Origin of the sequence: Cobetia sp. 29-18-1 (assembly GCF_029846405.1) — a bacterium.
Lineage (GTDB): Bacteria > Pseudomonadota > Gammaproteobacteria > Pseudomonadales > Halomonadaceae > Cobetia > Cobetia amphilecti.
In genome coordinates this window covers 60,778-86,209 of the sequence record NZ_JARWKS010000014.1, presented here as the reverse complement: position 1 = coordinate 86,209, position 25,432 = coordinate 60,778, and the positions used below count along the sequence as shown (strand labels likewise).

Here is a 25,432-nt window from a genome sequence, read left to right as displayed (position 1 = left end):
CAGCTTGCCGCGAACCCTCAAGGGGGCACAAGATACAGATAATCACCAATTCAAGGGGTACAGACAGACATGTCATCCGCCGAGCACGCTTCGTCCGCCAGCCGCCCTTCGCTTGCCGGCGATGCCAGCAACTCAACCACCAGTTCAGGCGCCAGCTCAGGCGCCACATCCGCGACGCTGCCGCGCTATCAGCAGCTGGTCGAGCGGCTCAAGACCCAGATGGCGACGGGTAAACTGAGCGCGGGACAGCGCCTGCCTTCGCTCAGACGGCAGGCGGCGCAGGCGGGGCTCGGCCTCAACAGCGTGATTCGTGCCTATGGCGAGCTGGAGGCGGCGGGCCTGATCATCGCCGAACCGCGTGCCGGCTATCGGGTCGCGCCATCGACGCAGGCTGCTCACGACACGGATGCCCTGAATGGCGCCCTGAATGCCGGCTCACAGACCAGCCCGGCTTCATCACGCCACTTCGGCGAGTCGCAGCACGGGCAACAAGAGTCACATCACAGGCCGCGTGCCATCACCACGCTCACCATCAGTGACCCGGCCTGGCAGGCGATGGCGAATGCCAGTGATCCGCGCCTGGCGCCGTTGGGTGCCGCTCATCCGGAGCTGGACGCCCCCGCCGTGCGACGCCTGTATCGTCTGGCGCGCACTCAGCTCGGGGCGCATGCCCAGCATCCCAGCGCCTATGCCCTGCCACCGGGCTCGAGCGCGCTGCGCACCGCCATCGCCCAGCACCTCAGCCACCACGGTCATCCCTGCGACAGCGATGCCCTATTGATCAGTCAAGGGGCGCAGCATGGCATGTCACTGCTGCTCGGCCAGCTGCGTGCCGCCAAGGGCCGCTGTCGGGTCGGCGTCGAAGCGCCGGGCTATTTCGGCATCGTGGCCGCCATCGAAGCCCAGGGCCATCAGGCGATCGCCATCCCTGCCCGCGCGCACCAGGGACTGGATGTCGCGGCGCTCGAGCGTCTGCTCGAACGTCATGATGACAAGACGCCCGCCCTGACGCTGGATGCGCTGATCGTGACCGCGGATGGCCACAATCCCCTGGGCGGACAGCTGAGCACGCCAGATCGCCACCGCCTGCTGGCACTGGCGGCACGCCACGCCATCCTGCTGGTCGAGAACGCCACCTTTGCCGAGCTGAGCTTCGATACCCGCCAGCCGTGGCTGGCCGACCTCGCCCATCGCCATGCCGACAGGCCGATGCCTGCGCTGATCAGTCTCGGATCATTTTCCAAGACGCTGGACCCCCGCACCCGCTGCGGCTGGCTGTGGCTGTCACGCCCCGAGCAGGAGTCACCACTGGGGCTGCAGGCGATGATTCGGGCGCGCTGGGCCAATGGCATGGGCGACATGCCGTGGATGCATGCTGCCCTGAGCGAACTGATCACCAGCGGGGATTACGGCCGCCATGTGCAGCGCATGCGACGCTGCTATGCGAGGCGCCTGGAGCGCCTGCGTGCGCACCTGAGCGCAGCGCTGGGTGACAGCGTCTGGCTGCCGCCGCCGAGCGGCGGCTATCTGCAATGGTGTGGTCTGCCCAGCCTTGAGGCACACCAGCTTGAGCAGTTGCATCAGGACCTGCTGAATGCAGGCATCGCCACCCTGCCCGGCAGCCTGTTCAATGCCGAACAGTCCGGCCTGCGTCTGAATGCGGCCCAGCTTGGCGAGGAAGTGACGCAGAACGCTGCGCGGCCCTCTGACACGGCTCCCCGCCAGCAGGACATACTGGCGCGCCTCACCGCTCACCTGCAAAAAGCCCTCGCACAGGGCGAGGGCTGATTGAGATGCGATGTCTGGATTTTCTTATGGCACTGACTTTCAGGCCATGCGCAGCGCCTGCTCGCGGCGACGCGCCCACACCTGATTGATCACCAGTGCCGCCACGATGACCGCCCCACCCAGCGCCAGACGCGCCAGGTCGGCGTCGCGGTTCCAGATCAGCAGATTGACCAGCAGGCCCGCCGGCACCAGTGCATTGTTCATGATCGCCAGCGTGCCGGCATCGACCCGGGTCGCGCCCTTGTTCCACAGGAAGTAGCCCAGCCCCGAGGCCACGATGCCCAGCCAGCCCAGCACCACGAAGTGCACCGGCTGCGACGGCAGCTTGTCGGTACTGCCGAACAGCAGGAACATCACGATCACCAGCGCCAGTGCGCCGAGATAGAACCAGCCGAACACATGGCGATGGGCGACATCCGCCGGCAGCTGCGGAGCGACCTGACGATAGGCCACCTGCCCGATGGCAAAGCACAGGTTGGCGCCCTGCACGACCGCAAAGCCGAGCCAGAAGCCGTCACTGACCCCGTTGTAGCGAATGATCGCCGCACCCAACACCGCAATCGCGGCGGTCAGCAGGTAGAATGGCGACAGGCGCTTATTCATCAGGTCATCGAGCAAGGTGATGTAGATAGGCGTGAAGATGGTGAACAGCAGCACTTCCGGCACGGGCAGCAGCAGGAAGGAGCGATAGAAGAAGATGTACATCAGGCCGAGCTGGATCGCGCCGATGGCCATCAACTGGAAGCGCAGACGACCGCTGATCGCCCGCAGGCGCATGAACGGCGCAAAGATCAGGCACGCCAGCACGATACGCGTCAGTACGGCCAGATAGCTATCGACCTGACCGGACAGATAGACGCCGATCAGGGAAAACGAGAAGGCCCAGAGGGCCGTGACACCAATCAGGTAGGACATGACGAGTAAACCCGGTAGCCAGAAGAAGTTGACACCAATTGTAACCCTCTATGCGCTGCTCGCGCAGATCCACCGGCTGGATTTTTCGTCACGCTCCGGCCCGGCCTCGCGCAATGCCTGGTCTGGCCAGGGAAGCGGCGAGGTGACGGTCACCCGCGAAGCCACTGCTCCCCCTCACGACGGGGCACGGCAGGCGGCTCAGCAAGAGGCGGAAAGCGTGGTATTTCTCGAGCAGGGCCAGTTCCAGCTCGAGGGCCAGTCATCCAGCGTCAACTTCCACAACCGCTATCGCTGGCAGCTGGCCGCGGATGGCGAGGCGCTGTCGCTCAGTCATGAGCGTCGTGGACGCGATGCCGCCGTCTTCCTGTTCGATCTGGTGGCCGACAGCGCTCGAGGCGAAGACCACTTCGTCAGTCGTGAAGCGCATCTGTGCATCGATGACCTCTACGCCGCCACGCTGGTCATCGTGCGCGATGAGGCGGGCAATGCCCTGGGCTTTGATCTCGACTGGCGCATCACCGGCCCGCGCAAGGATGAACACCTCGCCTACCGCTATCGCTGCTGAGCGCGACCAGCATCTGACATGAGGACTGTCGGCGCATGACGGGGCCGCTGGCAGCACACGAAAACGCCGCTGACGGATCACTCCGTCAGCGGCGTTTTTGCCTAGCGGCCGATCAGGCCAGCAGACGCACCTTGAACCACTCACCGATCGCCTCGATTTCCTCGAGACACACGGCGTGCGCCATCGGCCAGGTCTGCCATTCCAGCGGATGACCCAGTGCACGCGCACTCTCGGCGCCCGCCTCACCCAGTGCCAGCGGTACGATATCGTCGTGGGTACCGTGATGGACACTGATGGCCAGGCCCTGATTGGCGGCGCTCGGCGCAATGGTCGCGCTGGTCGCGAAATAGGTCGAGAGCGCCAGCAAGCCGCCCAGCGGACGCTCGCAGCTCAACGCCGCCTCATAGGCCACCGCGCCGCCCTGGGAGAAGCCGGCCAGAATGATGCGCTCACTGGCGATGCCCTGAGCGATCTGCTCCTCGATCAAGGCATGCACGTAGGCCGCGGATTCACGCAGCTGCACCTCATCGACGCGCCGCCCGAGATTCATCTCGAGAATGTCGTACCAGGCCGGCATGCGCATGCCGCCATTGACGGTCACGGCCAGCTCCTGTGCATGCGGGAAGACGAAACGCACGCCGTGATTCTCAGGCAGACCCAACGCAGGCACCACGGGCACGAAATCACTGCCGTCAGCACCCAGGCCGTGCAGCCAGATCACGCAGGCATCCGCCTGAGCGCTCGGCTCGATGATCTGAGGGGCACGGTGGCCATGCTGCTGTGATGCGTCACTCATATTCAGCTCCGGTCGGTAAGAAGGGGAATGCCGCCCAGCCTACCATTGACGCCGTCATCTGCCATGCGATGAGGCCGGCAATCTCACCATGAACAGGCAAATTGCCCTGTCACTCGACGACCGCCAGCCTCACCAATGCCATAAACGCCATGATGACAGGATATCTTCAGCACCCGTCAATCAAGGGTTCTGTCAATCAAGGGTTCTGGTGCTATTGCAGAATGTCGGCCAGTTCGTTCACATCCTTCACGACATGATCGGGCTTCTTTGACAGCGGGAACAATGCCTTGCCCGGGCGGGCGATGAACGTGGTCTGCAAGCCCGCGTCCTTGGCGCCCGCGACATCCCAGCCATGTGCCGCGACCATCATGGCTTCCTCGGGTTCGACATCAAGCTTGTCCAGCACCCATTCATAGGAACGCAGGTCCGGCTTGTAGATCTGGATATCTTCAATGCTGTAGCGCGCATCGAAATACGGCAGCAATCCCGCGTTTTCGAACTGCGCCTGGACGCCCTTGTTGGACGAGTTGGTCAGACTGACGATCTTGTAGCCTTCAGCCTTCAGCCTGGCCAGACCTTCCTTGACATCAGGATGAGGCGGGAGTGTCAGCAACGGGGTGATGATGGCCTTCTTCGCCTGCTCAACCGTCAGTTCGACACCGTTGTTCTGCGCGACCACCCGCAACGAGGCGACACCGATCTGCCCGAAATCGTGGTAATCCCGAGTCACGGTAGACACCAGAGAATAATGCAGCATGGTCGAGAACCACAGGGGCAGCAGGTCTTCTCTTCCCCCCAGTGCCTCGCCGACGGAACTGCGCATCGAGGCAAGATCCAGCAGCGTTTCATTGACATCGAAGATCAGCACCTTGGGCTTTTCGACGACATCACCCGCCATCACACTCCCTGACATCAGACCAACGCCCAACACCAATGAACCCGCCACTTTCTTGAGTTTTCCGCGCACCATCATGGGCCTCCACTTGATTGATATCATGGCATCCTGCCTCGGGATATCCGACATGCAGGCCGGCAATCAACAACGTTTAATCACCGTGATGCATCATGACATCCACACAGTGAACTGCCGATGAATCTTTACGAATTCTCTGGATAACCCTCAGCATATTGCGGGCATCAAGCAAGGTGCCATGTACAGAGTCGACCAACCACTTGCTGCGCCCTTCTGGAATCCGGGCATAAAAAAACCCGCCATGGTGGCGGGCAATGAATGTCGGGACAGCGACACCCAGGACAGGAAAGCGTTTGAGAAAGGGTTTTGCCACCGGGTCGCTCAAGGCAGGCTGGTGGAGGGGCCCAAAGCCCTTGCTCAAGCGTTCTGCTCACTATCCAAGTGTCTCTACGTCTGGGATATTTCCTTTCGCTCTCCCTGAATTTCGGTAGTCACTTGCTTGCGCATCAGTGCCTACGCCTTCAATCGTCGCTGCGCGGTGATTCAAGCAGCGGCAATCAAATCACAGCGCTTCAATTGTTTCGCAATGACAACTTGCGGCATGAAGTCATGTGAAGCGTGTCATGTGAACCGAGTCGTGTGAACCATCAGCATCGAAAGCTCAGCGATGATCGGCGTCGATATCGACTGCACCATGCACATCACTATCGGCAAACACATTGCCACGGCTGGTGATCAGAATGTCAGGATTTGCGGCGTAGCGCTTTTCGCTCTTCTGATAATCACGCACTTCGCTGTGAATGCCGTGAGATTGAGCGCTATTGAATCGCGCGTTACTGCTGTCACCAGTGCTGATATCGGCACTGGCCAGACCGCTGGTGGCGAGGGCAAACGCTGCCAGGCCGTGAGTCATGAATGACTTGATCATCTTTCTATCCTCCGTTCATTTTCACTATCGAGTTGCCATGGAGTGACACATCATCGATCACTTCATGTACTGCGTATATCCAGGCGGGATATCTATCAGAGTTGATACCTGACATCACCCACATGAACAATTATCAAAGACCATCAACAAGCACTACCCACAAGGATGCGGCTTACGATGGCGCGCTGTTCAGGCTTGCCCATGGCGGGGCCCTTCTACGACATCGTATGAGGCACGGGGCGTCGCTGCGCGGGATGACTCCCGACAGATACCGGCCATTTCAGGAAGGGTCAGACTGTCGTTTCACTTCGCTACGAGGTATCACCTGGCGATCAGTGTCAGTGACACTGCTTTACGACTGGCTTGTTCACGCTTTTAGGACTTCGAGCTATTGCTACTTCTGTTCAGGCCTGACTGCTGCTCATGACGACACTTGCTGCGGGGACACTTGAGTCAGTTGCTGCTATGCGTAGTCACGAATCAGAGCGGGGCTCAGACAACCTGAATCGGACAATCTGGCTCAGACAACCTGGCTCAGACGCTTTCGCTCAGAGCATGCTGGACGCGAGTCGCGGAAACGCTCTTGCCAGCATCGTTGACGAATTGCTGGGAGTCGGATGCCAGTGTCTCGCGCTGACCTTCGATCGCAGCATCGTTCAAGGAGCTTTCGACACGGCCCGCGGCAACGCTCATGCCAGTATCGGCAAAGGTGGCTTGCTCGGCGGCGGCGGACTGGGCCTGGCCGTGGATGCCGGATTCGCTGAGCGTAGAGCGCACCTGAAGGTCAGCGACGCTGTCTGCAAAGGCAGCACCGGTGGCAGCAACGGAAAGCGCGGTGGCGGCGATGAGGGTATTGAGCATTTTCATGAAATATCTCCAGTGAAATCTTTTATCGGGTCAACCGGGCCAACCGGGTCAAAAAGGTCAGCCAGGTCGCAAGCAGAGTCCTTGTTCGCTGCCGTCAGCGTGACGACGCGACGCATCAGGCGTTGTCGTTCAGGGCATGTTCGACACGTGACGCGGCAACGCTCTTGCCGGAATCATTGACGAACTGCTGGGTGTCGCGAGTGACCTGCGCCTGCTGGCCCTTGATGGTCTGGCTGTTGAGCGCCTGCTCGACACGGCTGGCCGCAACGCTCTTGCCTGCATCGGTGATGGCCTGCTGCTGAGTGGCTGCCTGCTGGGCCTGACCGTGGATCACGGATTCACTGATGTTGGCGCGAACCTGCTGGTCGGCAACGCTATCGGCATTGGCGACGCCAGTGGCCGTCACGGACAGGGCAACGGCGGCGATCAGGGAAGTCAGGGTTTTCATGATGATTCTCCAGAAATGGGCAAGGTCGAATGTCAGGTGAAGCGATGTTCGGGGGTCACCGAGTTGTCAGAGTGACCCACTCTGCTTCAGGCGTTGTCGCTGATGTGCTGCTGAACGCGGCTAGCGGCGACGCTCTTGCCCTGATCATTGACGGTGGCGTTTGCCTGGGATACGGCAGCGGTATCGACGCCGCGGATGTGGTCAGCATTGAGCGCCTGCTCAACGCGACCGGCAGCAACGCTCATGCCCGTTTCGGAGAAGCTCTGCTGGCTGGTGGCAGCCGGCTGAGTCTGGCCCATGATCTGCTGGCTGCTGATGGCGTTCTGGACGCGCACGGCGGCAGGGCTATCATCGGCTGCGAACACGGAGGTGCTGGCAGTGGCGATGGCGATGGCGACGGTACCGATCAGAGTCTTGAGGGAAATGTTTTTCATGGTGTATCTCCTGGTCCTGGTGCGGATGCTTCCGCTTTGAGTCGTTGTCAGTCAGTGAAGGAGTGGTTTGCTGACCCCTGTCCGGGTCCTGGCCTTCACTGACTGTGGTGCGTGCTGCGTTTCGATGATTAACAGACTAATGGTTATGCTGCGTTCAAACTAGCCGTGCAACTGGAAGCTCACTGTTTCTCTTTGAGCAACGCCACTGGAAATGAACGGCCTTTCCCAGCGCTTGACCCTCCTGCCCCTCTCATCACTCATAAAGGTATTGCAGCGGTTCTGAAAAAGACTTGTACAACATGGAGAGTGCAAGAATTCCTTGTTTGCGTGCTGGCCCATCCCCTTGAGCGGCGCTTCGGCCTGGCAGATCACTATCGACTTTGGTTGAGGAAGACAGTGTCTCGCCCACCACCTTGGTCGAACATGCTGCACACTGCAGGGTGTGTCTTGCTGTGCTGATGAGTTATACGTCGCCACAGCAGAACTGGATGCCACAAAAACAAGAAAATGCGTATTTTTCTTTTTGCTTTGGCTGAGACGCCTGAAAACAGCGTCCAACAGCAAGAAATTGTGCACATCAATCTTTACGAATATTCATTGACCGATTGTTCAGGGCGTGGTTCCTGCCCCTCACACTGTCAATCGGTGACGCCTTGCCCACTGATGTCGAGAAGATTCATGTCGCTCGACAACCAAGAGCTCGAGGTCAATACCGCCTCATCAGCCCTGCATATTTGCTGCAACGTTGATGGAGTGCATTGTGAACCTCGCGAGCCGCGGGATATATCCCCGCACCGGAACAGGATTGATTCCCCCAGCGAATCAATTCAGCGCTCTTCCAACCCGGACTGAAGCACCCTCACTCACCCACGCGAAGTAATCCCAACGTTTTCAATCGCTTAGGCGACCCACGCAACGATGTCAAAATGATGACAGCCTGGGGACGGCCGTCGCATTACCGGCGGCGGACAGCAGAACGTGTTGGAAGAGCGTCAAGAAAGCGGCGAGAAAGTGTCGCGTGAGCAGCGCAAGACTGGCGCAAAGGGTCGGGTAAGAGTGGCGAGTGAGGAAAAGGAGCGAAAAGACAGAGGGGGCAGACAGAGGGAGCAGAGAGTGGGAGTGGAGGAAGGGAAAGGAGAAGGGAGTAGATAGAGGGAGGAAAGGAGCAGCAGGACACCACGGCCGGCAAGCAGCACTCGGCTCGGTTCACACAGAGCCAGCCCCGAACGACGTCGCGCATTATCGACCGTCATCCGACGTGGGATACACTGGCGTCATGCCTATCGAGCCCGAAGCCCCGTCCCATGCATCGCCCGGTGCAGCCGAGTCAACGCCCCCTTTTGCCCAATGGGCCGACTCCCCCTGTGCGACCGGCTGCGACCTGCGCCGCGACTGCGCGCCCTACAGTCACCCGCGCGTCAGGGATATCGCCTGGCTTCTGAGTGCCCCGGATCTCTTGCAGCTTGCGCGTTACCCACGCCCGTCCCTGGCGGCACTCGGGCTAAAGGATGACCGCGTCCGCCACCACTGGCTGATGACGCTGGAGCAGGCGCCCCACGCGCTCGAGGCCGCCGTGAATGAGCGCCGCCACTATCGCCTGGGCCACTACCATGAGCTGCTCTGGCAATTCGTGCTGGCACACGCGCCTGGCAGTCGCCTGCTGGTCAACAACCTCAGGATTTCCCAGGGCAAGATCACGCTGGGCGAGCTGGACATGCTCTATCTGGCGGCGCAGGACACGGCGCCCACGCACCTGGAGGTCGCGATCAAGTTCTATCTCGGCCTGCCCGAAGGCCCCGAAGCGGCTGACAGCCCGGCACGCTGGATAGGCCCCGGTGGCGCCGATAGCCTCGCCATCAAGTATCAGCGCAGCCTTGAGCATCAATTGCCCCTCGCCTATACCGAGCGCGGGCAGCAGACGATTCGCCAGGCACTGACCAGACAAGCACTGGCCAGACAGGCAGACGCGAGCGAGACGAACCCACCGTCGGTAGAAGATCCGTCTGCCCCGCTGCTTGCAGGCCAGCTACTGGCATTGCCCGGTTGCCTGTTTCGCCCCTGGCAGCCAGACCAGGCGCCCGCCGACTGGCTGCCCCCGCCCCGCCATTGCCATCCCGAGAGTGCGCGCCAAGCCGGCTGGTGGATGAGCGTCAGCCAGTTTGCCGCCTTCTGTCAGATCCTCGAGGCCTCCCCGATGCATGGCGGCCCGCTGCTGGGCTGCGTCAGGGAAAAGCCTGCCTGGCTGGCCGCCCCGCCCGTGGCGTCGCTACAACCATGGCATGAACTGGACCGCTGGCTGCGCGATCACTTCGCGCCCCCCGGCGCCGCTGACGACCTCAGGCCGGACGAACCAGTTCTGCAAGTCACGGCGGCGCAGCAGCACAGCCGCCAGCGCACGCATCAACACCCCCGCCAGCTGTGGCTGGAGCGCAGCGTGGCGGCGCCTGACGGCGAGCCGACCACCGCCAGCTCGCCTCGCCAGCAATGGCGGATCTTCGTGGTGCCAGATGACTGGCCGAGCTTCATTCCACTACCGCCCTCGGCGCCTGCCGCGCAGTGAGCCTGGCGCGTGGCTTGCTGGTGGCTTTGTCTTGCTACGTGAAATCAACGATAATGCGCCGCGTCAGATCAGGGTGGCGACAATCCGTCAGCCTGATCTCGCCATTCGGCCCGCGCGCAACACTACCCCGCTGCTCCCGGGTCTGCTGGTGACCCACCCCTGTCGCTAGCCAACGGCTTCTCGGCACGTCTTCTTGCCTGACCGACCACCTCATCGGTCACCTGATGACGCCTGCTGCAACGCATCTGCTGAATCCGTAGGACGTCATAGTGAAAACACGACTTTCCAGCCTCGATATCGTGGCGCTGGGCTTCATGACCTTTGCCCTCTTTCTGGGCGCAGGCAATATCATCTTCCCGCCTCAGGTGGGTCAGGGCGCGGGTGCCGAATTCTGGCCGGCGGCACTGGGCTTTCTGGCCACCGGTGTCGGCATGCCGCTGGCCGGTATCGTCGCGGTGGCCGTGATCGGCGGCGGCCTCGACAAGATCACCTCGCCGTTGCCCAAGTGGGCGGCCGCGGCCTTCGGCGTCGCCATCTACCTGTCCATCGGGCCGATGTTCGCGATTCCGCGCACCGGCACCGTGGCCTTCGAGATGGGCATGCGCCCCTTCATCGACATGTCAGCACAGAGCGGCCTGGCCCTGCATTCGGTGGTGTTCTTCGGCATCGCCACGCTGATCGCGCTGAGCCCGGGCAAGTTGATGGATGTGGTCGGCAAGTGGCTGACGCCGCTGCTGATCGCGCTGCTGGCGCTGATCGCGCTGTTCACCATCATCGACCCACAGGGACCGCTGGGGCCGGTGAGTCCCGAATGGGCCGAGGCGCCGTTCATGACCGGCTTCCAGCAGGGCTACCTGACCATGGATGCGCTGGCCTCGATGGTGTTCGGCATCCTGATCGTCTCGGCGATCAAGGCACGCGGCATCACCGCGACCGCTGACGTGACCCGCTACACCCTGTGGGCAGGCGCCATCGCCGCCATCTGTCTGGCCGCCGTCTACCTGCCGCTGACCTACATGGGCGCTACCAGCCATGCACTGGTCAGCGAAGCGGCCAAGGGCGAACTGATCCCGGTCTACGTCGAGGCGCTGTTCGGCGATGCCGGCAAGCTGATCCTGGCGCTGGTCATCACCCTGGCGTGCCTGACCACCGCGGTGGGCCTGTTGACCTCCTGCGGCGAGTTCTTCCATCGCCTGCTGCCGAGCGTGCCCTACCGCCTGCTGGTGATCGTGATGGCCGTGGCCTCGGCGTTGATCGCCAACCTGGGCCTCTCGACCCTGATCAGCGTCTCGATTCCGGTGCTGGTGACGCTCTATCCGCTGGTGCTGGTGCTGACGCTGCTGTCCTACCTGCGTCCGCGCCTGCACGATGCGCCGCGCGTGTTCGCCTGGACCCTGGGCCTGACGCTGCTGGTCAGCCTGCTGGATGGCTTCGAAGCCAGTGGCATCGACTCGCTGATGGCCATCTCGCACCGCATCGAGCCGCTGCTGCCGCTGGCCTCGATGAATCTGGGCTGGCTGGCGCCGGCGCTGGCGGGGCTGATCATCGGCATGCTGGCCAGCCGTCGTGACCAGACGAACCTGGACCCGGCATTGGCCGCACAGGACTGAGGCTCACGCCAATCAGTCACGCAGCGTGACCAGAAACACGAAAGCCCGCCTCTCCAACGAGAGGCGGGCTTTTTGTTGCCACACGACAGCTGACAGAAAACAGATGACAGGCACCCGTCCGCTAGCAGGCGACCGTCAGCGCGGCGTACTACGCGACAGGCCCAGCTGAGCCAGGGTGGCGTCATCCAGCGCATGCACGGCCTCGACGCCGCTCAGCGCCGTGAAGTAGTCCGGCGTCAGGAAGTCACGCCCGCCAAGCAGATGCTCCAGGTATTCGCGTGCCGGCTTGAGGCCCTCGGCGGTGCGCTCGGGCAGCGCCACATACACCCAGGCGTCGATCACGCCTTCACGGGTGACGATGGGATGTAGGAAACGCTCATATTCATGCGGGCGGCCTTCGAAGGGGTCCATCAGCGTGATCTGCTCGGCCTCGAGCAGCTCGTACAGCACGCCTTCGACGCGCTCGCCCGGCGCAGGCTGCACGTTGGCATGCGCGATACCATCGACCCGAGAGGCCTTGTCGAAACTCAGGCGATGCTCTTGCAGCCAACCATGCACGGCCCGTCGCGTCTCGCCGATGCGTGCCACGACACGCGCCGGATTCATGTTGCTGCCGTAGGCGAAGTAATAGGCCATGCAAGCTCCTGACAGTTGTCTCGAGGCGCAATGCGAGGGCATCACGCGCGAAGGGCTCAGTGGGAGGTGTCGGGTAAGAGGATGCTCAGTGCGAGGTGAGATGCCTGCCCGACAATCAGTGCGTCGTGATCAGCGTGTCGATCTCGCGGATCACTTCCGTCATCGCCACGCGGCGCTCGGGGCGGGCATCCTTCAACCAGGCCTCGATGGCCGGGGCCACTTCACACTTGGCGGGGAACGGCGCGCGGGCATCGCACAGCGCTTGCAGGCGGGCGATGAACACGAAGCGCAGCCACTGGCCCATGTCCATGCGATCGACACAGAATGGCTCCACACTCATGAAGGCCTGCGGGGATGGCGTGTCCATGCGCCACAGGTCTGCTGCCTTCATGGTCGCTTCCAGACGTGCCAGCAGCGCGCGCAGCTCGTCGTAGGGATTGCCGGCGATCTCGCCGTCCTGGGGTTGTTCAGTCAGATTCATGCGACCTCCGTCAAATCATGCATGGTTCGTTCACGCTATTATCCCGATGATGCTCACGGAAGGCCAGGAGGCCGCATGGCAGACACGCTGTTCAATGATGTGATGATACTGCTGGGAGCCTCGGTAGTGGCCGCGGCGCTGTTCCGCCGCCTGCATCTGCCGCCGGTGCTGGCCTATCTGGCGGTCGGCTTTCTGGTCGGCCCTCATCTGGCGGGCTGGATCGGTCGCCCGGAAGAACTCGCCTTCCTGTCGGAATTCGGACTGGTATTTCTGCTCTTCTCGCTCGGCCTCGAATTCTCGGTGCCGCGCATGCGCGCGCTCAAGACCACGGTATTCGGGCTGGGCGCCTGTCAGGTGGCGGTATGCAGCGGCCTGTTCTGGGCACTGGGCTCGGCGCTGGGCCTGTCACCGGCGGCGGCGCTGGTCGCAGCCGGCGCGCTGGGGCTTTCCTCCACCGCCATCGTCACGCGGGAACTGGCGCGCTGGAATGAACTGGACAGCCCCCACGGCCACGCCGCCGTGGGCGTGCTGCTGTTCCAGGATCTCGCCGCCCTGCTGTTCCTGATCCTGATTCCGGCCATGGCCGGTGATGGCAGCCAGCTGCTCAGTGACCTGGGCCTGATGCTCATCAAGGGGCTCGGGCTGGTGGCGGTGATGCTGATGATCGGCAAGTGGGTGCTGCCGTTCGTGTTTCAGGAAATCTCGCGCGCGCGCTCGGAAGAGCTGTTCGTCCTCACCGTGCTGCTGGTGGCGCTGTTCTCCGCCTGGCTGACCCACAGCCTGCATCTGTCGATGGCGCTGGGCGCCTTCCTGGCCGGGATGATGCTCGGCGAGAGCCATTTCCGCCATCAGATCGAGGCCGATATCCGGCCCTTCCGCGACATCCTGCTGGGGCTGTTCTTCGTCTCGGTGGGCATGTTGCTGGACCCGCAGGTGTTGCTGGCCCAGTGGTATTGGGTCGTCATCGGCGTGGCCTGCCTGCTGGCGACCAAGGCACTGCTGATCACCGGGCTGGCGCGCCTCTCCGGCCGCCCGCTGGACAGCGCGCTGCGCACTGGCCTGGTGCTGTCCCAGGGTGGCGAATTCGGCTTCGCGCTGCTGGCCCTGGCCAGTCAGCAACGCCTGATGGACAACGAGACCGTGGGCCTGGTGGTGGCGATCATCATCGGCTCGCTGGTGGTCACGCCAAGCCTGATTCGCCACAACCAGCAACTGACGCGCCGCCTGTGTCGCTCCACTACGCCCACCCAGGAGAACCCGCACACCACCGCGGAGCTGAGCGCCGCCACCGCCCCGCTCAGTGGCCATGTCATCGTGTGCGGCTTCGGGCGTGTCGGCCAGACAGTGGGGCGATTTCTCACTCAGGAAAAGCTTGAGTGGATCGCCATCGATGCCGACCCCATCCGCGTCCACGAGGCCGCCAGCGCCGGTGAGCCGGTGGTGTTCGGCGATGCGCAGCGTCTGGAAATCCTGCGCGCACTCGGTATCGAGCGCGCCCGTCAGGTGGTGATCACCGTCAATCAGCTCTCGCACGCGCTGGCCATACTGCGCGCCATCCAGCCGCTGGAACTCGAGAACCTCAAGGTGCTGGTGCGCACCCAGGATGACGCGGACCTCGAGACCTACAAGGCCGCCGGGGCCACCGAGGTGATTCCCGAGGTGCTCGAGGGCTCGCTGATGCTGGTCTCGCATGTACTGGTCAATCTCGAGGTGCCCTTCCGCCGCGTGGCGCGCTCGATCCAGAATGCGCGCGAGGCGCGCTACAGCATGCTGCATGGCTATTTCCATGGTCAGCAGTCCCAGCTGACCGACAAACGCGGCAACCCGCTGCTGCGGCGTCATCCGCTGACGCTGACCGCCGATGCCTGGGCCTGTGGCCGGCGACTGGACGACATCGCCCTGCCGGAAGTGTGCGGCATTCTCGTCTCACGCGTGGTGCGCGCCAGTGGCGAGAACCTGGAAGAACCCACCGGCGACCTGACGCTGGCGTGTGGCGATACACTGGTATTATCGGGATTGGCTGATCATATTGAAGAGGCGGAAACCCGCCTGCTGACCGGCTGAAAGACCTTGAGCGGCAGGCGACACCCAAAGACTCCGCCGCCTGCTGTCCTGCCGCCAGCAACCGAGCTGGCGGCAGGGAGGGAGAGCGTCACAGAGAGTCAGCTCGGATGAACATACTGATGAGCACACTGAAGGGATCGACATGTCAGGGGGCACGGCCCTGCATGGGAGATAGCACCCATCACCAGGAGGCAATACACATGGAAAGCGCAGGCGTACACAACTACATGGAGCAGCTGGTGCTCGACCAGCTGCGCTTGCATCCCGATAGCCACGCCATGGATGTCGACAGCCGCGAAGACGTGGCCTGCATCGCGCTCAATCAGCTGGCGCCCCGCTATATCCGCCACGACGTCGACATGGCGTTCTACATGGCGCCCGCCGAGCAGGAGCTGCTGGAAGAGCGCGTCTCGATGGCGCTTCAGGAAGCCTTCGACAAGGTGCGCTCGATGCCCCGCCACGGCTAGCTACACGCTGCGGCCCCATGAAGCGTCGCCCTGAACGCGCCCTGCAACACCAGAAACGGATCAATGATCACCGCCAGCGAAACGACAACGGCCACCGCGATGGATATCGCGGTGGCCGTTGTGTCTGTCGCAGGTACTGCCCGAGGCTTTACCTCAGGTGGCCTGAGGGGCATTACCTCAACCGGGCAGTATCAGATGCCCTCGGCGCACTGCGGCGGCACTTCATCCAGCACCTTGCGCAGGAAGGCGCGCGTGCGGTCATCCTTCGGCGCGCTGAACAGCTGACTCGGCGGCCCCTGCTCGACGATACGCCCGCCTTCCATGAAGATGACGCGGTCGGCGACTTCCCGAGCGAACTGCATCTCGTGGGTGACCACGATCATGGTCTGGCGCTCGACCGCCAGCTGCTTCATCAGCTCCAGCACCTCATCGACCCATTCCGGGTCCAGTGCCGAGGTCGGCTCATCGAACAGGATCACCTCGGCCTGGGCGGCCATGGCGCGCCCGATGCCGATACGCTGCTGCTGACCGCCTGACAGAGCCGCCGGGAAGGCGTCCGCCTTCTCGCTCATGCCGATACGCTCGAGAATCTCGCGCGCTCGCTGGTGCGCCTTGGCCTTGGGCCAGCCGTTGACGACGATCAGGCCCTCGGCAATGTTCTCCAGCGCCGTCTTGTTGGCGAACAGCGCATAGTTCTGGAACACGAAGGCACTGCTGCGACGCAGACCGAGAATGTCGTGACGGCTGGCGCGTGTAGCCTCGACCTTGCGCTCGCCGATCTGGATCTCGCCACCATCGGGCTGCTCGAGGAAGTTGATGCAGCGCAGCAGCGTGGACTTGCCGGTGCCTGACGGGCCGATGACGACGATGATCTCACCCTGCTTCACTTCCAGAGTGATGCCATCGAGTACGGCCTGCCCGCCGAATTTCTTGACCAGGTTTCTGACTGCAATCATCGCTGATAGGCCTTGTTGAGACGTTTCTCCATCCAGCGCTGCACGAAGGACAGCCCTTCCACCATCACCCAGTAGACGATGGCCACCATGATGAAGGATTCAAAGTACAGGAAGCTGCTGGCCGCTTCCTTCTGGGTCGCGCCCATCAACTCGGTCACCCCCAGCGTGAAGGCCAGCGACGTGGACTTGATCATGTCCACGAAGTAGTTCATCAGCGTGGGGGCCGCCACGCGGGCCGCCTGTGGCAGCACGATGCGCCGCATCAGCTGGACATTGGTCATGCCGATGGAGAGCGCCGCTTCGGTCTGGCTGCGATCGACCCCGACGATGGCAGCGCGGATGGATTCGGCCATGTAGGCCGAGAAGTGCAGCGTCAGGCCGAGAATCGTCGCGGTGACGCCATCGATCTGGGTCAGGAACGCCATCACCTGCGGCAGGCCGTAGTAGAACAGGAACAACTGCACCAGCAGCGGCGTGCCGCGGAAGAAGGAGATGAACACGATGGTCAGCGCATTCAGCACCGGCACCTTGAGCACCCGCACTACCGCCAACAGCGAGGCCAGCACCAGCGCGGCCACCATGCCGATACAGGCCATCTTGAGTGTCAGTGGCAGGTATTTGAGCATGACCGGCAACAGGCCAAGCATGTAATCGATATTGAGAGTATCCATTCGTTATCCGGACAGGCTGGGGGCTTGGCTGAGGGTCTGGAAAGACACCCGTCGACATGACGACAACGGGGCGACGGTCAAGCCGTCACCCCGTTTGCACATGACATCCTGGCATGCGCCCTTGTATCAGGGCGCAGCGGGCAATGTTCAAGGCGTGGTGATGTCGTTGCCGAACCACTTGTTGGAAATCTCGGCCAGGCGGCCATTTTCCTTGAGCTCGGTCAGCGCGGCATCCACCTCGTCACGCTTGGCCTCGCCTTCGGCGTCCTTGCGGAACGGCAGTGCGTTCTCCAGGCGCGAGAACGGCTTGCCAGCCAGTTCCAGCGGCAGCGGCGTCTTCTGGATCACTTGACTTGCGCTGACGCGGTCCATCACGAAGGCATCGACACGGCCCAGGGCGGTGTCCTGCTCGATGTTGGACTCATAGGTCTTGATGTCGATCTGGTCGGCGTAGGGCAGCTCTTTCATCAGCGCTTCGTAGTTGGAGCCCAGGTTGACCGCCACGCTGTGGCCCTTGAGGGACTCGACGCCGGTGATCTCGTCATTGCCGCGACGCTTGACCACCTGGGCCCCGTCATAGACGTAGGGCTGGGTGAAGGCGAACTTGGCCTGGCGTGCATCGGTGATGGTGATCTGGTTGGCCACGGTGTCGATGCGGCCGGTTTCCAGTGAGCCGATCAGGCCGGAGAAGCTCATGGTCACGAATTCGATGTCGTCGCCGGTGATCTCGCCGACGGCGTTGAGGACATCCACTTCAAAGCCCTGCAGCTTGTCCTGCTTGACGAAGGTGAACGGGAAGTAGCCGCCCGACATGCCGACCTTGAGGGTGTCAGCCTGTGCCGCCAGGCTGCCCAGGGTGGTCGCGCCCAGCGCGGCAGCCATCACGGCGCCCTTGAGAGCGGTAGAAGAGAAGACAGCTGCGAGCGAACGTGATTGGCGCATCGGGATTCCTCGTGGATCGCAAGACTGGGCCATTGGCGCTGGACGGTCGCTGACATTCGGCTGATCGCGGATGTCGAGCCAACAGAACAGGTATAAGCACAGCCTTTTATATGTGATTTGGTTGTATAGGATAACGGGACTGCCCCGCATTCCCAATCATTTCATCCCTTAAGGTCATAACCAGAAGGAATAAGACAGCATTCCTGTCAATGAGCGCGATTCTAGCATGCCTGTCATGGCGGGCCAGTGACGCCGTCTGGGCTACCTGCAGCGTTAGATGTCAGCCTGACGACAAGTGGATGACAGTTATTCACGCCATCCGTGGACGATGCTGTGGATAACCCGTCTCGGTCACGCTGCAAGCCGCGCCAGCCGTGGGATGACGAAAATTGATCAAAAAATCATCAACCTGCAAAACGCTCATCGGGACTTGAGGTGCCGCGTCATCTGTCAAGCCATCACGGGCCGAAAGAGCGGCCATAATAGGATCAGGTCGCCCTCTTCCCTCTGGCCGCCATCACACGCCAGCGGGTGGCATGACAGCCGGTGAATCGCTAAAGTCGCTGCCATTCCAGACATGCTCAGGCACATGTCACGCGCCGGCAGCTGTCACTCAACGACACATGCCACGCCTGGCAATGATGCTCGACAAGACTCTTTTCTTCCGTTCTTCCGCACGCCAAGCCAAGGCGTGGCGGAGACACAGCCGTGGTGAGCCTCATGACCCCTCTCTCTTCCTTGAGCAACTTCTTCACACGCACCGGCGCCGAGCTGCACCTTTATCACCTGGGTCGCACCCTGGCGCCGCTCAGTCTTGAGCAACTCGAGGCCTTCGAGACCGAACAGCAGCCGTGGGAGCAGCCCTTCAAGGGTCAGGCGCGCCTGGCATGCGTGTTCCGTCCGGCCGGGCTCGACGATCCGCTGGTGTGGTTTCTGGCCCTGCCGCTGGATGAGGAAGGCCGTCTGTCTCCCGCGCAACGCGACGCCTTCCTCGAACGCCTGATCACGACGCTGGGTCAGACGGCGCTGACCGTCGGCCGGCCTGATCTCCAGCAGGCCGAGGCAGGCAAGATCGACAACCTGATGCAGGACAACCCGCTGGCCTTCACGCCGGACGACAGCCTGCGCGCCATGCTGCACGCCCGCGCCAGTCTCGATTGCGACCGCCCTGCCAGCCAGTACTACGAGCTCGCCGAGCAGTATCTCACCGCCCAGCTACCGCTGGATGACTGGCCGTCACTGGGCCTGCAGGGCATTGCCGACGTGCTGACACGACGCGGCGAGTTGTCCGGCGAGCTTGCCGCCGCCTTCGTGCAGCGTCTGGCTGACCTGCCGGATACGCCGCTGCGCGCCATCGCGCTGTGTCTGGAGCAGGCGCCGCCCGCCCATGCCCAGCTGGCTGGCCAGCTGCCGGAGGAATACGAGACCGAGCTGCTCACCGCCCTGATCGCGCGTGGTCAGGCTGCACGTGACCTGGGGGATCTGGAGACGCTGTGCGCCTGCCTGCGGGCTGCCGGTGCCAGCCCACGCCCTGCGGCGGCGGAGTGGATCGATGCCCTGCTGGCCGACGACGAGGCCGTCAATGTCGACGTGCTGGTCGCGATCGCCGCGCGCGGCTACGCCCACCTGGAAGATGCCGAACGTCTGCCGGCCTTCCTGACCCGCCTGGCCAGCTGCCCGCAGGCCAACTTCGCTGCCCTGGCCCGCGACCTCGCCCTGATTCCGCGTCTGCGTCTGCCGGTGCTGATGACGCTGCGCAATGCAAGCGCGGACAGCCCGCTGGGTCAGGCGCTCGCCGCCCTGACTCGCCAGGCCGATACCGGCAATCCTGCCCCGCGTCATTGACGCCGGGCATGCCCACAGGTGACAGTGCTTGAGATCATGCGCATAACCCACGACACTTGATCGGACACTTGAACAGACACTCGATCGGACACTTGCTCAAGGCATGGAATCGGGGCTGATCGGCACCGGTGAACAGGGCGCGCGGCAACGCGCCACCGGCACGACGTCACCCGCGCCTGTGGCCGTGGGTGACTTGCCCAGCGCCCGCAAGCGAGGCGTCCGGCGGCGATGAAAGCGCGCCATGACCGCGTGCCATGACCGCGTGCCCGGGGCGGTTTTGCCGGGCGTTGTCACCGCCACCGTCATCCCCGATTCGTGACGCGAAAAAAGAGGCTTCAGCAAGGATTGCTGTCAGTACGTTAAGTGACTATGCTGCGCGCCCGCCTGGCCATTACCCCGCCATGCCGGCAACGCACATTATGCTGTGCCGCGCCTGCCCGGTGTCTTCATGCCGTGAGCCGCTGCCCGCTTCGCTCACGCCCTCTGATTCAGGATGAAACATGTCGCATCACAAGAACACTTCGCGTCATCACATCGACAAGGCACCGCCCCTCGATCTCAAGACACTGAATCATGACCTGCTGGGCTTTCGTCCGCGCGGCGTGGTGGGTCGGCGTGAACTGATCGAGCTGCCGGAGCTCAAGCTGCACCTCAATGCCAAGATCGACACCGGTGCGCATTCCAGTGCGCTGCATGCCGAGAGCATCGAGGTCTTCGAACACAACGATGATCTGTGGGTTCGCTTCATCACCCGGACCGGCGGTAGCGACTCCCCGCCGCATACGGTCGAGACGCCGGTGCATGATCGCCGCCGCGTGCGCTCATCCAATGGTCAGGCCGAATGGCGCTACGCGATTCGCTCGCGCATGAAGCTGGCCGGGCTCGACTACGATATCGACATGACGCTGGTGGACCGCTCCCAGATGCGTCACCCCATTCTGCTGGGGCGCCGTGCCCTGCGTCGTCTGCTGGTCGCACCGGGCGCCGCCTATCTGCACGGTGAACCCTGACGGCACCAGCCAGGCGCGCGGCGGCATGCCTCGGCATCTCGCCTCAAGACGCTGGCCCCGCTGCCATCTGCATCACGTGACGCCTCGATTCGACAAAGGCTTCACCGGCGAATACCACGCCTCATGACGGGCATCACGTCAGTCTTCTTCTGATTCATTCCTATCTCTGTCTGGCCCATTCGGCTCCGGAGGATTTCATGCATATCGGTATCCTGTCGCGTAACTCACGCCTCTACTCCACCCGTCGCCTGATCGAGGCCGCCGAGGCACGTGGCCACACCGCGCGCGTGGTGGACACGCTGCGTTGCTACATGAACATCGCCTCGCACCGCCCCTCCATCCATTACAAGGGTGCCGAGATCGAGCACTTCGATGCCGTCGTGCCGCGCATCGGTGCCTCCGTCACCTTCTATGGCTGCGCCGTGCTGCGTCAGTTCGAGATGATGGGCACCTACGTGGTCAATGATTCCGTGGCCATCTCCCGCTCACGCGACAAACTGCGCTCCCTGCAGCTGCTGTCGCGCAAGGGGCTGGGCCTGCCGGTCACCGGCTTCGCGCATTCGCCGGATGACATCCCCGACCTGATCACCATGGTCAAGGGCGCGCCGCTGGTCATCAAGCTGCTGGAAGGCACCCAGGGCATCGGCGTGGTACTCGCCGAGACCAACCAGGCCGCCGAGAGCGTGATCCAGGCCTTCATGGGCATGAAAGCCAACATCATGGTGCAGGAATACATCAAGGAAGCGCGTGGCGCCGACATCCGCTGCCTGGTGGTGGGTGACAAGGTGGTGGCGTCAATGAAGCGTCAGGCGGCCGATGGCGAGTTCCGCTCCAACCTGCACCGTGGCGGCACCGCGAGCGAGATCCGCATCACGCCGGAAGAGCGCTCCACCGCCATCCGCGCCGCCAAGGCCATGGGCCTGTCCGTCGCCGGTGTCGACCTGCTGCGCGCCAATCATGGCCCGGTGATCATGGAAGTGAACTCCTCGCCGGGCCTGCAGGGCATCGAGACGGCCACCGGCAAGGACATCGCCGGCCTGATCATCGATCACATCGCCAAGTCCGCCGCGCCGGCCAAGAAGATTCCGCCCAAGCCCAAGGGCTGAGGGCTGAGGGCTGAGGGCTGAGGCTACTGCGCAACGCTTGATCAAGGGTGCAGGTCGTCATGACTGCACCCTTGGCGTTTCTGGGTCAGATGGCCGCGCGTGTACAAGCGTGAGCGATGGAAACAGGGCAAGGACAGCGCCTGAAAGGCAACGATGATCGTCACCAGAACGTCATTGTATTGTCGTAAACTGCAGGGATTGACAGTGCGGGAATAAATATCCTGACTTTCTGCCCTTCAGGGGTAGAAAAACACTGTTTTCACCCGCACAATCTCTTCTGACGGAGGAGGTGACCGCCCATGTTTCTCGACAATCGCCAGGTGGCGATGGATAGCGTCCAGGAAGCCCTGGCAGACAGTCTTGATTATTTCGAGGATAACGCCGAACGGCTGCGTCCCGCGCTCCTGAAGGCCTTCGAGCCCTTCTATGCGAGCCGTGTCGAGCTCAAACAGGCCCTGGAAGTCGAGACACGCAAGCATCTGAGCCTGATGCCGCGCGACGCCGATGTCGAGCGCGATGACTACATGTGGCTGTGGAGTCGCCTGAAGAGCATCGTCGGCAATGACAATCAGGTGCTGATCAACGAGTTGCTCGAACAGGAACGCGTCCTGATGCAGGCCTGCTCGACCGCCTTTACGCATCCGCTGCCTGACAGCATGGAAAAGGTACTGGAAGGCATCTTCCACAACTGCCGCCATCTGATTCGCGAGCTGTACCGTCACCAGACAGGTCAGGCCGCCCGCCGCCGCGCCGGCTAGCCACCTGCCCGCCGCCAGGCCGTGAACGCAAGACGCCCCGCCTTCCAAAGGAAGTGCGGGGCGTCTTCGTATTGACCCTGTGCGTCTGGCGAGACCAGTGCGCGGCTAGTTCGTATCAGACCTGACAGGCAGCCACTGGAGCAATGCCTGCTTCACCCTGGGCAGACTGGCCAGCAGGCTTGCCTGCGCCTGACGCGCGAGGGCATGCGGGTCCGGCGTGTCGGCAGCGTTCTCTTCATCCGTCACATCCACTCCATTCGCCACTTCCACTCCATCCGCCATATCACGACTGACAGCGGCCTGCTGCCCTGCTCCGGCTGTCACGGAGCCCTCCGCCGGCGACATCACGTGCTTGTCTGAGGAGTGAGATGCTGAGGGCTGCGAAGATGAGTGCGATGACAACACCGGCGTCGGCAGCGACTCCTGCGGTCCGAGGAAGCGCGGCTTGCGCCCCCACAGGTAGAGATCACCCACTGTCGCCGCACGGGCCAGCCACTCGCGCAGCATCAGCTTGAGCCCCGGCGGCTGGCGCTCGGAGATGGCCGGACAGCCCACCGCCTCCAGGCCCAGCGCATCGGCGATGAACAGCGCACGTGGCAAATGCCACGGCTGGGTGACCAGCACCGCCTCGTCGACACCGAAGACCTTGTGCGCTCGTACGAGGGTATCGAAGGTGGAGAAGCCCGCGTAATCGAGCGTCATGAACTCCTGCGGCACGTTGCGCGCTCGCAGATCACGCCACATGGTCATCGGCTCATTGTAGTAACGCGTGCGGTTGTCTCCCGAGAGCAGCAGGTTGGAGACGCGGCGCAGGCGGTAGAGCTGGGCGGCGGTATCGAGGCGCGCCTGATAGTGCGGATTGCTGCCCCCGCCCACCAGGCCGTGGGAGGTGCCGAACACGATCCCCACCTCACGGCTCTGACAGGTCAGCGGTGACGTGGCAATGCGATCGTGCGTTGCCATCACGACCCAGAGGTTGAGCCCGACCACCGTCATTGCACCGGCGGCCAGCAGACCGACGATGGTCCAGCCAGCCCGCATGATCACTCGCTGCATCTCTTCCTCACGCCCATCCCTGCCTGTCTTTCCTGCCGTTACCGTCACATCGTGCAGGCATGAGCGCCCAGCCTACCCAAGCGGCCGAGGCTCTGCCAGCACTGACTGTTCCCCGGCCACGCATGCGGGTGACTCCGCTCAGTCTTCCTGCACCATCACGGCCTTGACGTTGACCGGCACCTGGGTCGCGATGTTGCCAAGCCCGGCCAGGTCACGCAGGGTGCGAATGCCATCGACCAGCGCGAACTGCTCAGCGTCGACCATCACAGGCGTGAGGGTCTGCACCAGCCAGCGATCGCCGCGCAGGCGCGTCACCTGCAGGCTCATCGGCAGGTTCTGGGTGTTGTCGTGCAGCGTCAGCTGGCCTTCGACATCCACTTTCTGAGTATCACCCGGCTCCATCACCTTGAGGGTCGGCATGTCGAGACTGGCGGTCATCACGGCCAACGGATAGGTGCCGGACTCGAACAGCTTCTCGCTGACGCGCTGGTCACGAATGTCGATGCCGGTACTGGCGGAGTCGAGGTCGATCTCCACCGACAGCTGGCCGGCGTCATTGACGCGCGCCCGCCAGGAGGTGAAAGCATCCGTCTCGACGGTGCTGGCGCCCGACTTGGCCATCTTGGTGGTCTGGAAGCTCAGCTGTGAGACGTCGCCATCCAGCTTCCAGGCGGCCTGCGCGCTGGCAGCGGTACTCAGGATCAGGGTGGCGGTCAGGGTGCGCAGCGCAGTCTGGAATCGCATTGGGGAGTCTTCCTTGAGGCAGGTGATACGGGAAACCGTCAAACGGACGTGCCGACGCGGCCCGAGGCAGCAACTTGCCCGGACGCTCAGCAACGTGAATTGGATAGCCGGATGGACGAGAGGTTCCCGCCCATCCGGTTGCGTTTGCTGCATCTCACCCAAGTGATACTGCGACTGACGGCCATGCAAGGCCTCCAGGGGGCCGCAGACAATAAAGGGCGACAACAGCAGACGACTAAGGGGCGCTGATGATGTTCAGAACATGCCCAGTTCCAGGCGGGCATCCTCACTCATCATCTCGCGCGACCAGGCAGGCGAGAACACGATCTCGACGTGGACCTTGGAGACATCCTCGGCGCCGAGAATCTTGCGCTTGGCATCCTCGGCGATGACGTTGCCCATGCCGCAGCCCGGCGCGGTCAACGTCATCTTGAGATTGACCATCTTCTCGCCGCTGATCAGGGTGTCGATACGACAGCCATAGACCAGCCCCAGCTCGACGATGTCGACCGGGATCTCGGGGTCGAAGCAGGTGCGCAGCTGGGCCCAGACGAAGGCCTCGATATCGGCATCGCTCTGGCCGGCCGGCAGATGCGGACGCGGCACGGCGTCCAGCCCCAGCGCATCGAGGCTGAAGCTCTCGATCAGGTACATGCGACCCTCGAAGGCAACGCTGACGGTGCCGCCCTTGGCCTGCATGACTTCGACCACCGAGTCCTCGTGCAGGGTCACCGACTTGCCGAACGGTACCGAGATGCCCTCCACGTCCCGCTGCAACGGCATCTTCTGGCCCTTGCCGAGGCTGGCCAGCTGGTCTTCAGTGTGGCTCATGCCCTCTCCTTGCCGAGCCGCATGACAGGCATGCGGATCGT

26 protein-coding genes are annotated in these 25,432 nt (G+C 62.8%); 10 read left to right on the top strand and 16 right to left on the bottom strand.

From position 1 onward, the window contains the following. Positions 1-69 precede the first annotated feature (69 nt). Complete coding sequence (locus tag QD208_RS12005; protein ID WP_279836926.1) at positions 70-1,788, top strand: PLP-dependent aminotransferase family protein; 1,719 nt, start codon at positions 70-72, stop codon at positions 1,786-1,788. 39 nt (positions 1,789-1,827) lie between these two features. On the opposite strand, the gene QD208_RS12000 is transcribed toward QD208_RS12005, so the two are convergent. Beyond that, a complete protein-coding gene (locus tag QD208_RS12000; protein ID WP_279836925.1) occupies positions 1,828-2,703 on the bottom strand; it encodes a DMT family transporter in 876 nt (291 codons plus the stop codon). Here QD208_RS12000 and QD208_RS11995 point away from each other — a divergent pair. After that, entirely contained in the window at positions 2,702-3,268 is a 567-nt protein-coding gene (locus QD208_RS11995) for a DUF6314 family protein (protein WP_279836924.1), read from the top strand. The genes QD208_RS12000 and QD208_RS11995 overlap by 2 nt on opposite strands. 112 nt (positions 3,269-3,380) lie before the next feature. On the opposite strand, the gene QD208_RS11990 is transcribed toward QD208_RS11995, so the two are convergent. From QD208_RS11990 to QD208_RS11960, 7 genes are all read right to left on the bottom strand, one after another. Next, the gene (locus QD208_RS11990; protein ID WP_279836923.1) at positions 3,381-4,064 is read right to left on the bottom strand and encodes a carboxylesterase; all 684 of its coding nucleotides are present in this window, start codon (positions 4,062-4,064) and stop codon (positions 3,381-3,383) included. Positions 4,065-4,275: 211 nt separating this feature from the next. Then, positions 4,276-5,037 carry a haloacid dehalogenase type II gene (locus QD208_RS11985; protein ID WP_279836922.1) on the bottom strand — a complete coding sequence of 254 codons (762 nt, stop codon included), beginning with the start codon at positions 5,035-5,037 and terminating at the stop codon, positions 4,276-4,278. Positions 5,038-5,110: 73 nt separating this feature from the next. Then, a complete protein-coding gene (locus tag QD208_RS11980; protein WP_279836921.1) occupies positions 5,111-5,398 on the bottom strand; it encodes a hypothetical protein in 288 nt (95 codons plus the stop codon). A 240-nt stretch (positions 5,399-5,638) separates the two neighbouring features. Continuing rightward, positions 5,639-5,890 carry a hypothetical protein gene (locus QD208_RS11975; protein WP_279836920.1) on the bottom strand — a complete coding sequence of 84 codons (252 nt, stop codon included), beginning with the start codon at positions 5,888-5,890 and terminating at the stop codon, positions 5,639-5,641. Between the two features lie 549 nt (positions 5,891-6,439). Further along, the gene (locus QD208_RS11970) at positions 6,440-6,772 is read right to left on the bottom strand and encodes a hypothetical protein (RefSeq protein WP_279836919.1); all 333 of its coding nucleotides are present in this window, start codon (positions 6,770-6,772) and stop codon (positions 6,440-6,442) included. A gap of 115 nt (positions 6,773-6,887) precedes the next feature. Next, positions 6,888-7,220 carry a hypothetical protein gene (locus QD208_RS11965; protein ID WP_279836918.1) on the bottom strand — a complete coding sequence of 111 codons (333 nt, stop codon included), beginning with the start codon at positions 7,218-7,220 and terminating at the stop codon, positions 6,888-6,890. A gap of 86 nt (positions 7,221-7,306) precedes the next feature. Further along, positions 7,307-7,654: a hypothetical protein gene (locus tag QD208_RS11960; RefSeq protein ID WP_279836917.1), complete on the bottom strand. Its 348-nt coding sequence runs from the start codon at positions 7,652-7,654 to the stop codon at positions 7,307-7,309. Positions 7,655-8,930: 1,276 nt separating this feature from the next. Between QD208_RS11960 and QD208_RS11955 the strand changes: the two genes are divergently transcribed. Together QD208_RS11955 and brnQ are read left to right on the top strand one after the other, a co-directional pair. After that, on the top strand, positions 8,931-10,214 hold the full coding sequence (locus QD208_RS11955) for a DUF1853 family protein (protein WP_279836916.1): 1,284 nt from the start codon (positions 8,931-8,933) through the stop codon (positions 10,212-10,214). A 269-nt stretch (positions 10,215-10,483) separates the two neighbouring features. Next, on the top strand, positions 10,484-11,824 hold the full coding sequence (brnQ, locus tag QD208_RS11950; protein WP_279836915.1) for a branched-chain amino acid transport system II carrier protein: 1,341 nt from the start codon (positions 10,484-10,486) through the stop codon (positions 11,822-11,824). Between the two features lie 135 nt (positions 11,825-11,959). On the opposite strand, the gene QD208_RS11945 is transcribed toward brnQ, so the two are convergent. After that, positions 11,960-12,460, bottom strand: coding sequence for a gamma-glutamylcyclotransferase family protein (locus QD208_RS11945; RefSeq protein WP_248379153.1), 501 nt, complete (start codon positions 12,458-12,460; stop codon positions 11,960-11,962). A 115-nt stretch (positions 12,461-12,575) separates the two neighbouring features. Next, positions 12,576-12,941 (bottom strand): YqcC family protein, encoded by a 366-nt coding sequence (locus tag QD208_RS11940; protein ID WP_279836914.1) that lies wholly within the window; start codon positions 12,939-12,941, stop codon positions 12,576-12,578. 75 nt (positions 12,942-13,016) lie between these two features. Here QD208_RS11940 and QD208_RS11935 point away from each other — a divergent pair, with 75 nt between their 5' ends. Together QD208_RS11935 and QD208_RS11930 are read left to right on the top strand one after the other, a co-directional pair. Continuing rightward, the gene (locus QD208_RS11935; protein WP_082388800.1) at positions 13,017-15,005 is read left to right on the top strand and encodes a cation:proton antiporter; all 1,989 of its coding nucleotides are present in this window, start codon (positions 13,017-13,019) and stop codon (positions 15,003-15,005) included. 200 nt (positions 15,006-15,205) lie between these two features. Then, complete coding sequence (locus tag QD208_RS11930; protein ID WP_054556810.1) at positions 15,206-15,472, top strand: late competence development ComFB family protein; 267 nt, start codon at positions 15,206-15,208, stop codon at positions 15,470-15,472. 191 nt (positions 15,473-15,663) lie between these two features. On the opposite strand, the gene QD208_RS11925 is transcribed toward QD208_RS11930, so the two are convergent. The 3 genes from QD208_RS11925 to QD208_RS11915 form a co-directional block, all read right to left on the bottom strand. Beyond that, entirely contained in the window at positions 15,664-16,428 is a 765-nt protein-coding gene (locus tag QD208_RS11925; RefSeq protein WP_131431600.1) for an amino acid ABC transporter ATP-binding protein, read from the bottom strand. Further along, positions 16,425-17,099, bottom strand: coding sequence for an amino acid ABC transporter permease (locus tag QD208_RS11920; RefSeq protein WP_043335389.1), 675 nt, complete (start codon positions 17,097-17,099; stop codon positions 16,425-16,427). The genes QD208_RS11925 and QD208_RS11920 overlap by 4 nt, the downstream gene beginning before the upstream one ends. A gap of 147 nt (positions 17,100-17,246) precedes the next feature. Next, entirely contained in the window at positions 17,247-17,981 is a 735-nt protein-coding gene (locus QD208_RS11915; protein WP_279836953.1) for an amino acid ABC transporter substrate-binding protein, read from the bottom strand. 780 nt (positions 17,982-18,761) lie between these two features. On the opposite strand from QD208_RS11915, the gene QD208_RS11910 reads away from it, so the two are divergent. From QD208_RS11910 to QD208_RS11895, 4 genes are all read left to right on the top strand, one after another. Next, a complete protein-coding gene (locus tag QD208_RS11910) occupies positions 18,762-19,886 on the top strand; it encodes a DUF3549 family protein (RefSeq protein ID WP_279836913.1) in 1,125 nt (374 codons plus the stop codon). A 500-nt stretch (positions 19,887-20,386) separates the two neighbouring features. Next, the gene (locus QD208_RS11905; protein WP_082388802.1) at positions 20,387-20,896 is read left to right on the top strand and encodes a RimK/LysX family protein; all 510 of its coding nucleotides are present in this window, start codon (positions 20,387-20,389) and stop codon (positions 20,894-20,896) included. Positions 20,897-21,093: 197 nt separating this feature from the next. After that, positions 21,094-22,002, top strand: coding sequence for a 30S ribosomal protein S6--L-glutamate ligase (gene rimK, locus QD208_RS11900; protein ID WP_043335225.1), 909 nt, complete (start codon positions 21,094-21,096; stop codon positions 22,000-22,002). A gap of 299 nt (positions 22,003-22,301) precedes the next feature. Next, positions 22,302-22,760, top strand: coding sequence for a hypothetical protein (locus tag QD208_RS11895; RefSeq protein ID WP_043335223.1), 459 nt, complete (start codon positions 22,302-22,304; stop codon positions 22,758-22,760). 105 nt (positions 22,761-22,865) lie between these two features. On the opposite strand, the gene QD208_RS11890 is transcribed toward QD208_RS11895, so the two are convergent. The 3 genes from QD208_RS11890 to sufT form a co-directional block, all read right to left on the bottom strand. Then, on the bottom strand, positions 22,866-23,816 hold the full coding sequence (locus QD208_RS11890) for an ElyC/SanA/YdcF family protein (protein WP_279836912.1): 951 nt from the start codon (positions 23,814-23,816) through the stop codon (positions 22,866-22,868). Between the two features lie 138 nt (positions 23,817-23,954). Next, positions 23,955-24,560: a YceI family protein gene (locus QD208_RS11885; RefSeq protein WP_153635363.1), complete on the bottom strand. Its 606-nt coding sequence runs from the start codon at positions 24,558-24,560 to the stop codon at positions 23,955-23,957. 255 nt (positions 24,561-24,815) lie between these two features. Beyond that, positions 24,816-25,391 (bottom strand): putative Fe-S cluster assembly protein SufT, encoded by a 576-nt coding sequence (sufT, locus tag QD208_RS11880; protein ID WP_043335218.1) that lies wholly within the window; start codon positions 25,389-25,391, stop codon positions 24,816-24,818. Positions 25,392-25,432: the final 41 nt, after the last annotated feature.

Bases quoted from the DNA above. Each gene is read 5' to 3' on its own strand.
- QD208_RS11955 (WP_279836916.1), top strand. From the start codon at position 8,931: ATGCCTATCGAGCCCGAAGCCCCGTCCCATGCATCGCCCGGTGCAGCC.
- QD208_RS12000 (WP_279836925.1), bottom strand. From the start codon at position 2,703: ATGTCCTACCTGATTGGTGTCACGGCCCTCTGGGCCTTCTCGTTTTCC.
- sufT (WP_043335218.1), bottom strand. From the start codon at position 25,391: ATGAGCCACACTGAAGACCAGCTGGCCAGCCTCGGCAAGGGCCAGAAG.
- QD208_RS11930 (WP_054556810.1), top strand. From the start codon at position 15,206: ATGGAAAGCGCAGGCGTACACAACTACATGGAGCAGCTGGTGCTCGAC.
- QD208_RS11905 (WP_082388802.1), top strand. From the start codon at position 20,387: ATGTCGCATCACAAGAACACTTCGCGTCATCACATCGACAAGGCACCG.
- QD208_RS11915 (WP_279836953.1), bottom strand. From the start codon at position 17,981: ATGGCTGCCGCGCTGGGCGCGACCACCCTGGGCAGCCTGGCGGCACAG.
- QD208_RS11990 (WP_279836923.1), bottom strand. From the start codon at position 4,064: ATGAGTGACGCATCACAGCAGCATGGCCACCGTGCCCCTCAGATCATC.
- QD208_RS11970 (WP_279836919.1), bottom strand. From the start codon at position 6,772: ATGAAAATGCTCAATACCCTCATCGCCGCCACCGCGCTTTCCGTTGCT.
- QD208_RS11975 (WP_279836920.1), bottom strand. From the start codon at position 5,890: ATGACTCACGGCCTGGCAGCGTTTGCCCTCGCCACCAGCGGTCTGGCC.
- QD208_RS11925 (WP_131431600.1), bottom strand. From the start codon at position 16,428: ATGATTGCAGTCAGAAACCTGGTCAAGAAATTCGGCGGGCAGGCCGTA.
- QD208_RS11890 (WP_279836912.1), bottom strand. From the start codon at position 23,816: ATGCAGCGAGTGATCATGCGGGCTGGCTGGACCATCGTCGGTCTGCTG.
- QD208_RS11940 (WP_279836914.1), bottom strand. From the start codon at position 12,941: ATGAATCTGACTGAACAACCCCAGGACGGCGAGATCGCCGGCAATCCC.
- QD208_RS11920 (WP_043335389.1), bottom strand. From the start codon at position 17,099: ATGGATACTCTCAATATCGATTACATGCTTGGCCTGTTGCCGGTCATG.
- QD208_RS11885 (WP_153635363.1), bottom strand. From the start codon at position 24,560: ATGCGATTCCAGACTGCGCTGCGCACCCTGACCGCCACCCTGATCCTG.
- QD208_RS11960 (WP_279836917.1), bottom strand. From the start codon at position 7,654: ATGAAAAACATTTCCCTCAAGACTCTGATCGGTACCGTCGCCATCGCC.
- QD208_RS11910 (WP_279836913.1), top strand. From the start codon at position 18,762: ATGACCCCTCTCTCTTCCTTGAGCAACTTCTTCACACGCACCGGCGCC.
- QD208_RS12005 (WP_279836926.1), top strand. From the start codon at position 70: ATGTCATCCGCCGAGCACGCTTCGTCCGCCAGCCGCCCTTCGCTTGCC.
- QD208_RS11985 (WP_279836922.1), bottom strand. From the start codon at position 5,037: ATGATGGTGCGCGGAAAACTCAAGAAAGTGGCGGGTTCATTGGTGTTG.
- QD208_RS11995 (WP_279836924.1), top strand. From the start codon at position 2,702: ATGACGAGTAAACCCGGTAGCCAGAAGAAGTTGACACCAATTGTAACC.
- QD208_RS11965 (WP_279836918.1), bottom strand. From the start codon at position 7,220: ATGAAAACCCTGACTTCCCTGATCGCCGCCGTTGCCCTGTCCGTGACG.
- QD208_RS11895 (WP_043335223.1), top strand. From the start codon at position 22,302: ATGTTTCTCGACAATCGCCAGGTGGCGATGGATAGCGTCCAGGAAGCC.
- QD208_RS11935 (WP_082388800.1), top strand. From the start codon at position 13,017: ATGGCAGACACGCTGTTCAATGATGTGATGATACTGCTGGGAGCCTCG.
- QD208_RS11945 (WP_248379153.1), bottom strand. From the start codon at position 12,460: ATGGCCTATTACTTCGCCTACGGCAGCAACATGAATCCGGCGCGTGTC.
- rimK (WP_043335225.1), top strand. From the start codon at position 21,094: ATGCATATCGGTATCCTGTCGCGTAACTCACGCCTCTACTCCACCCGT.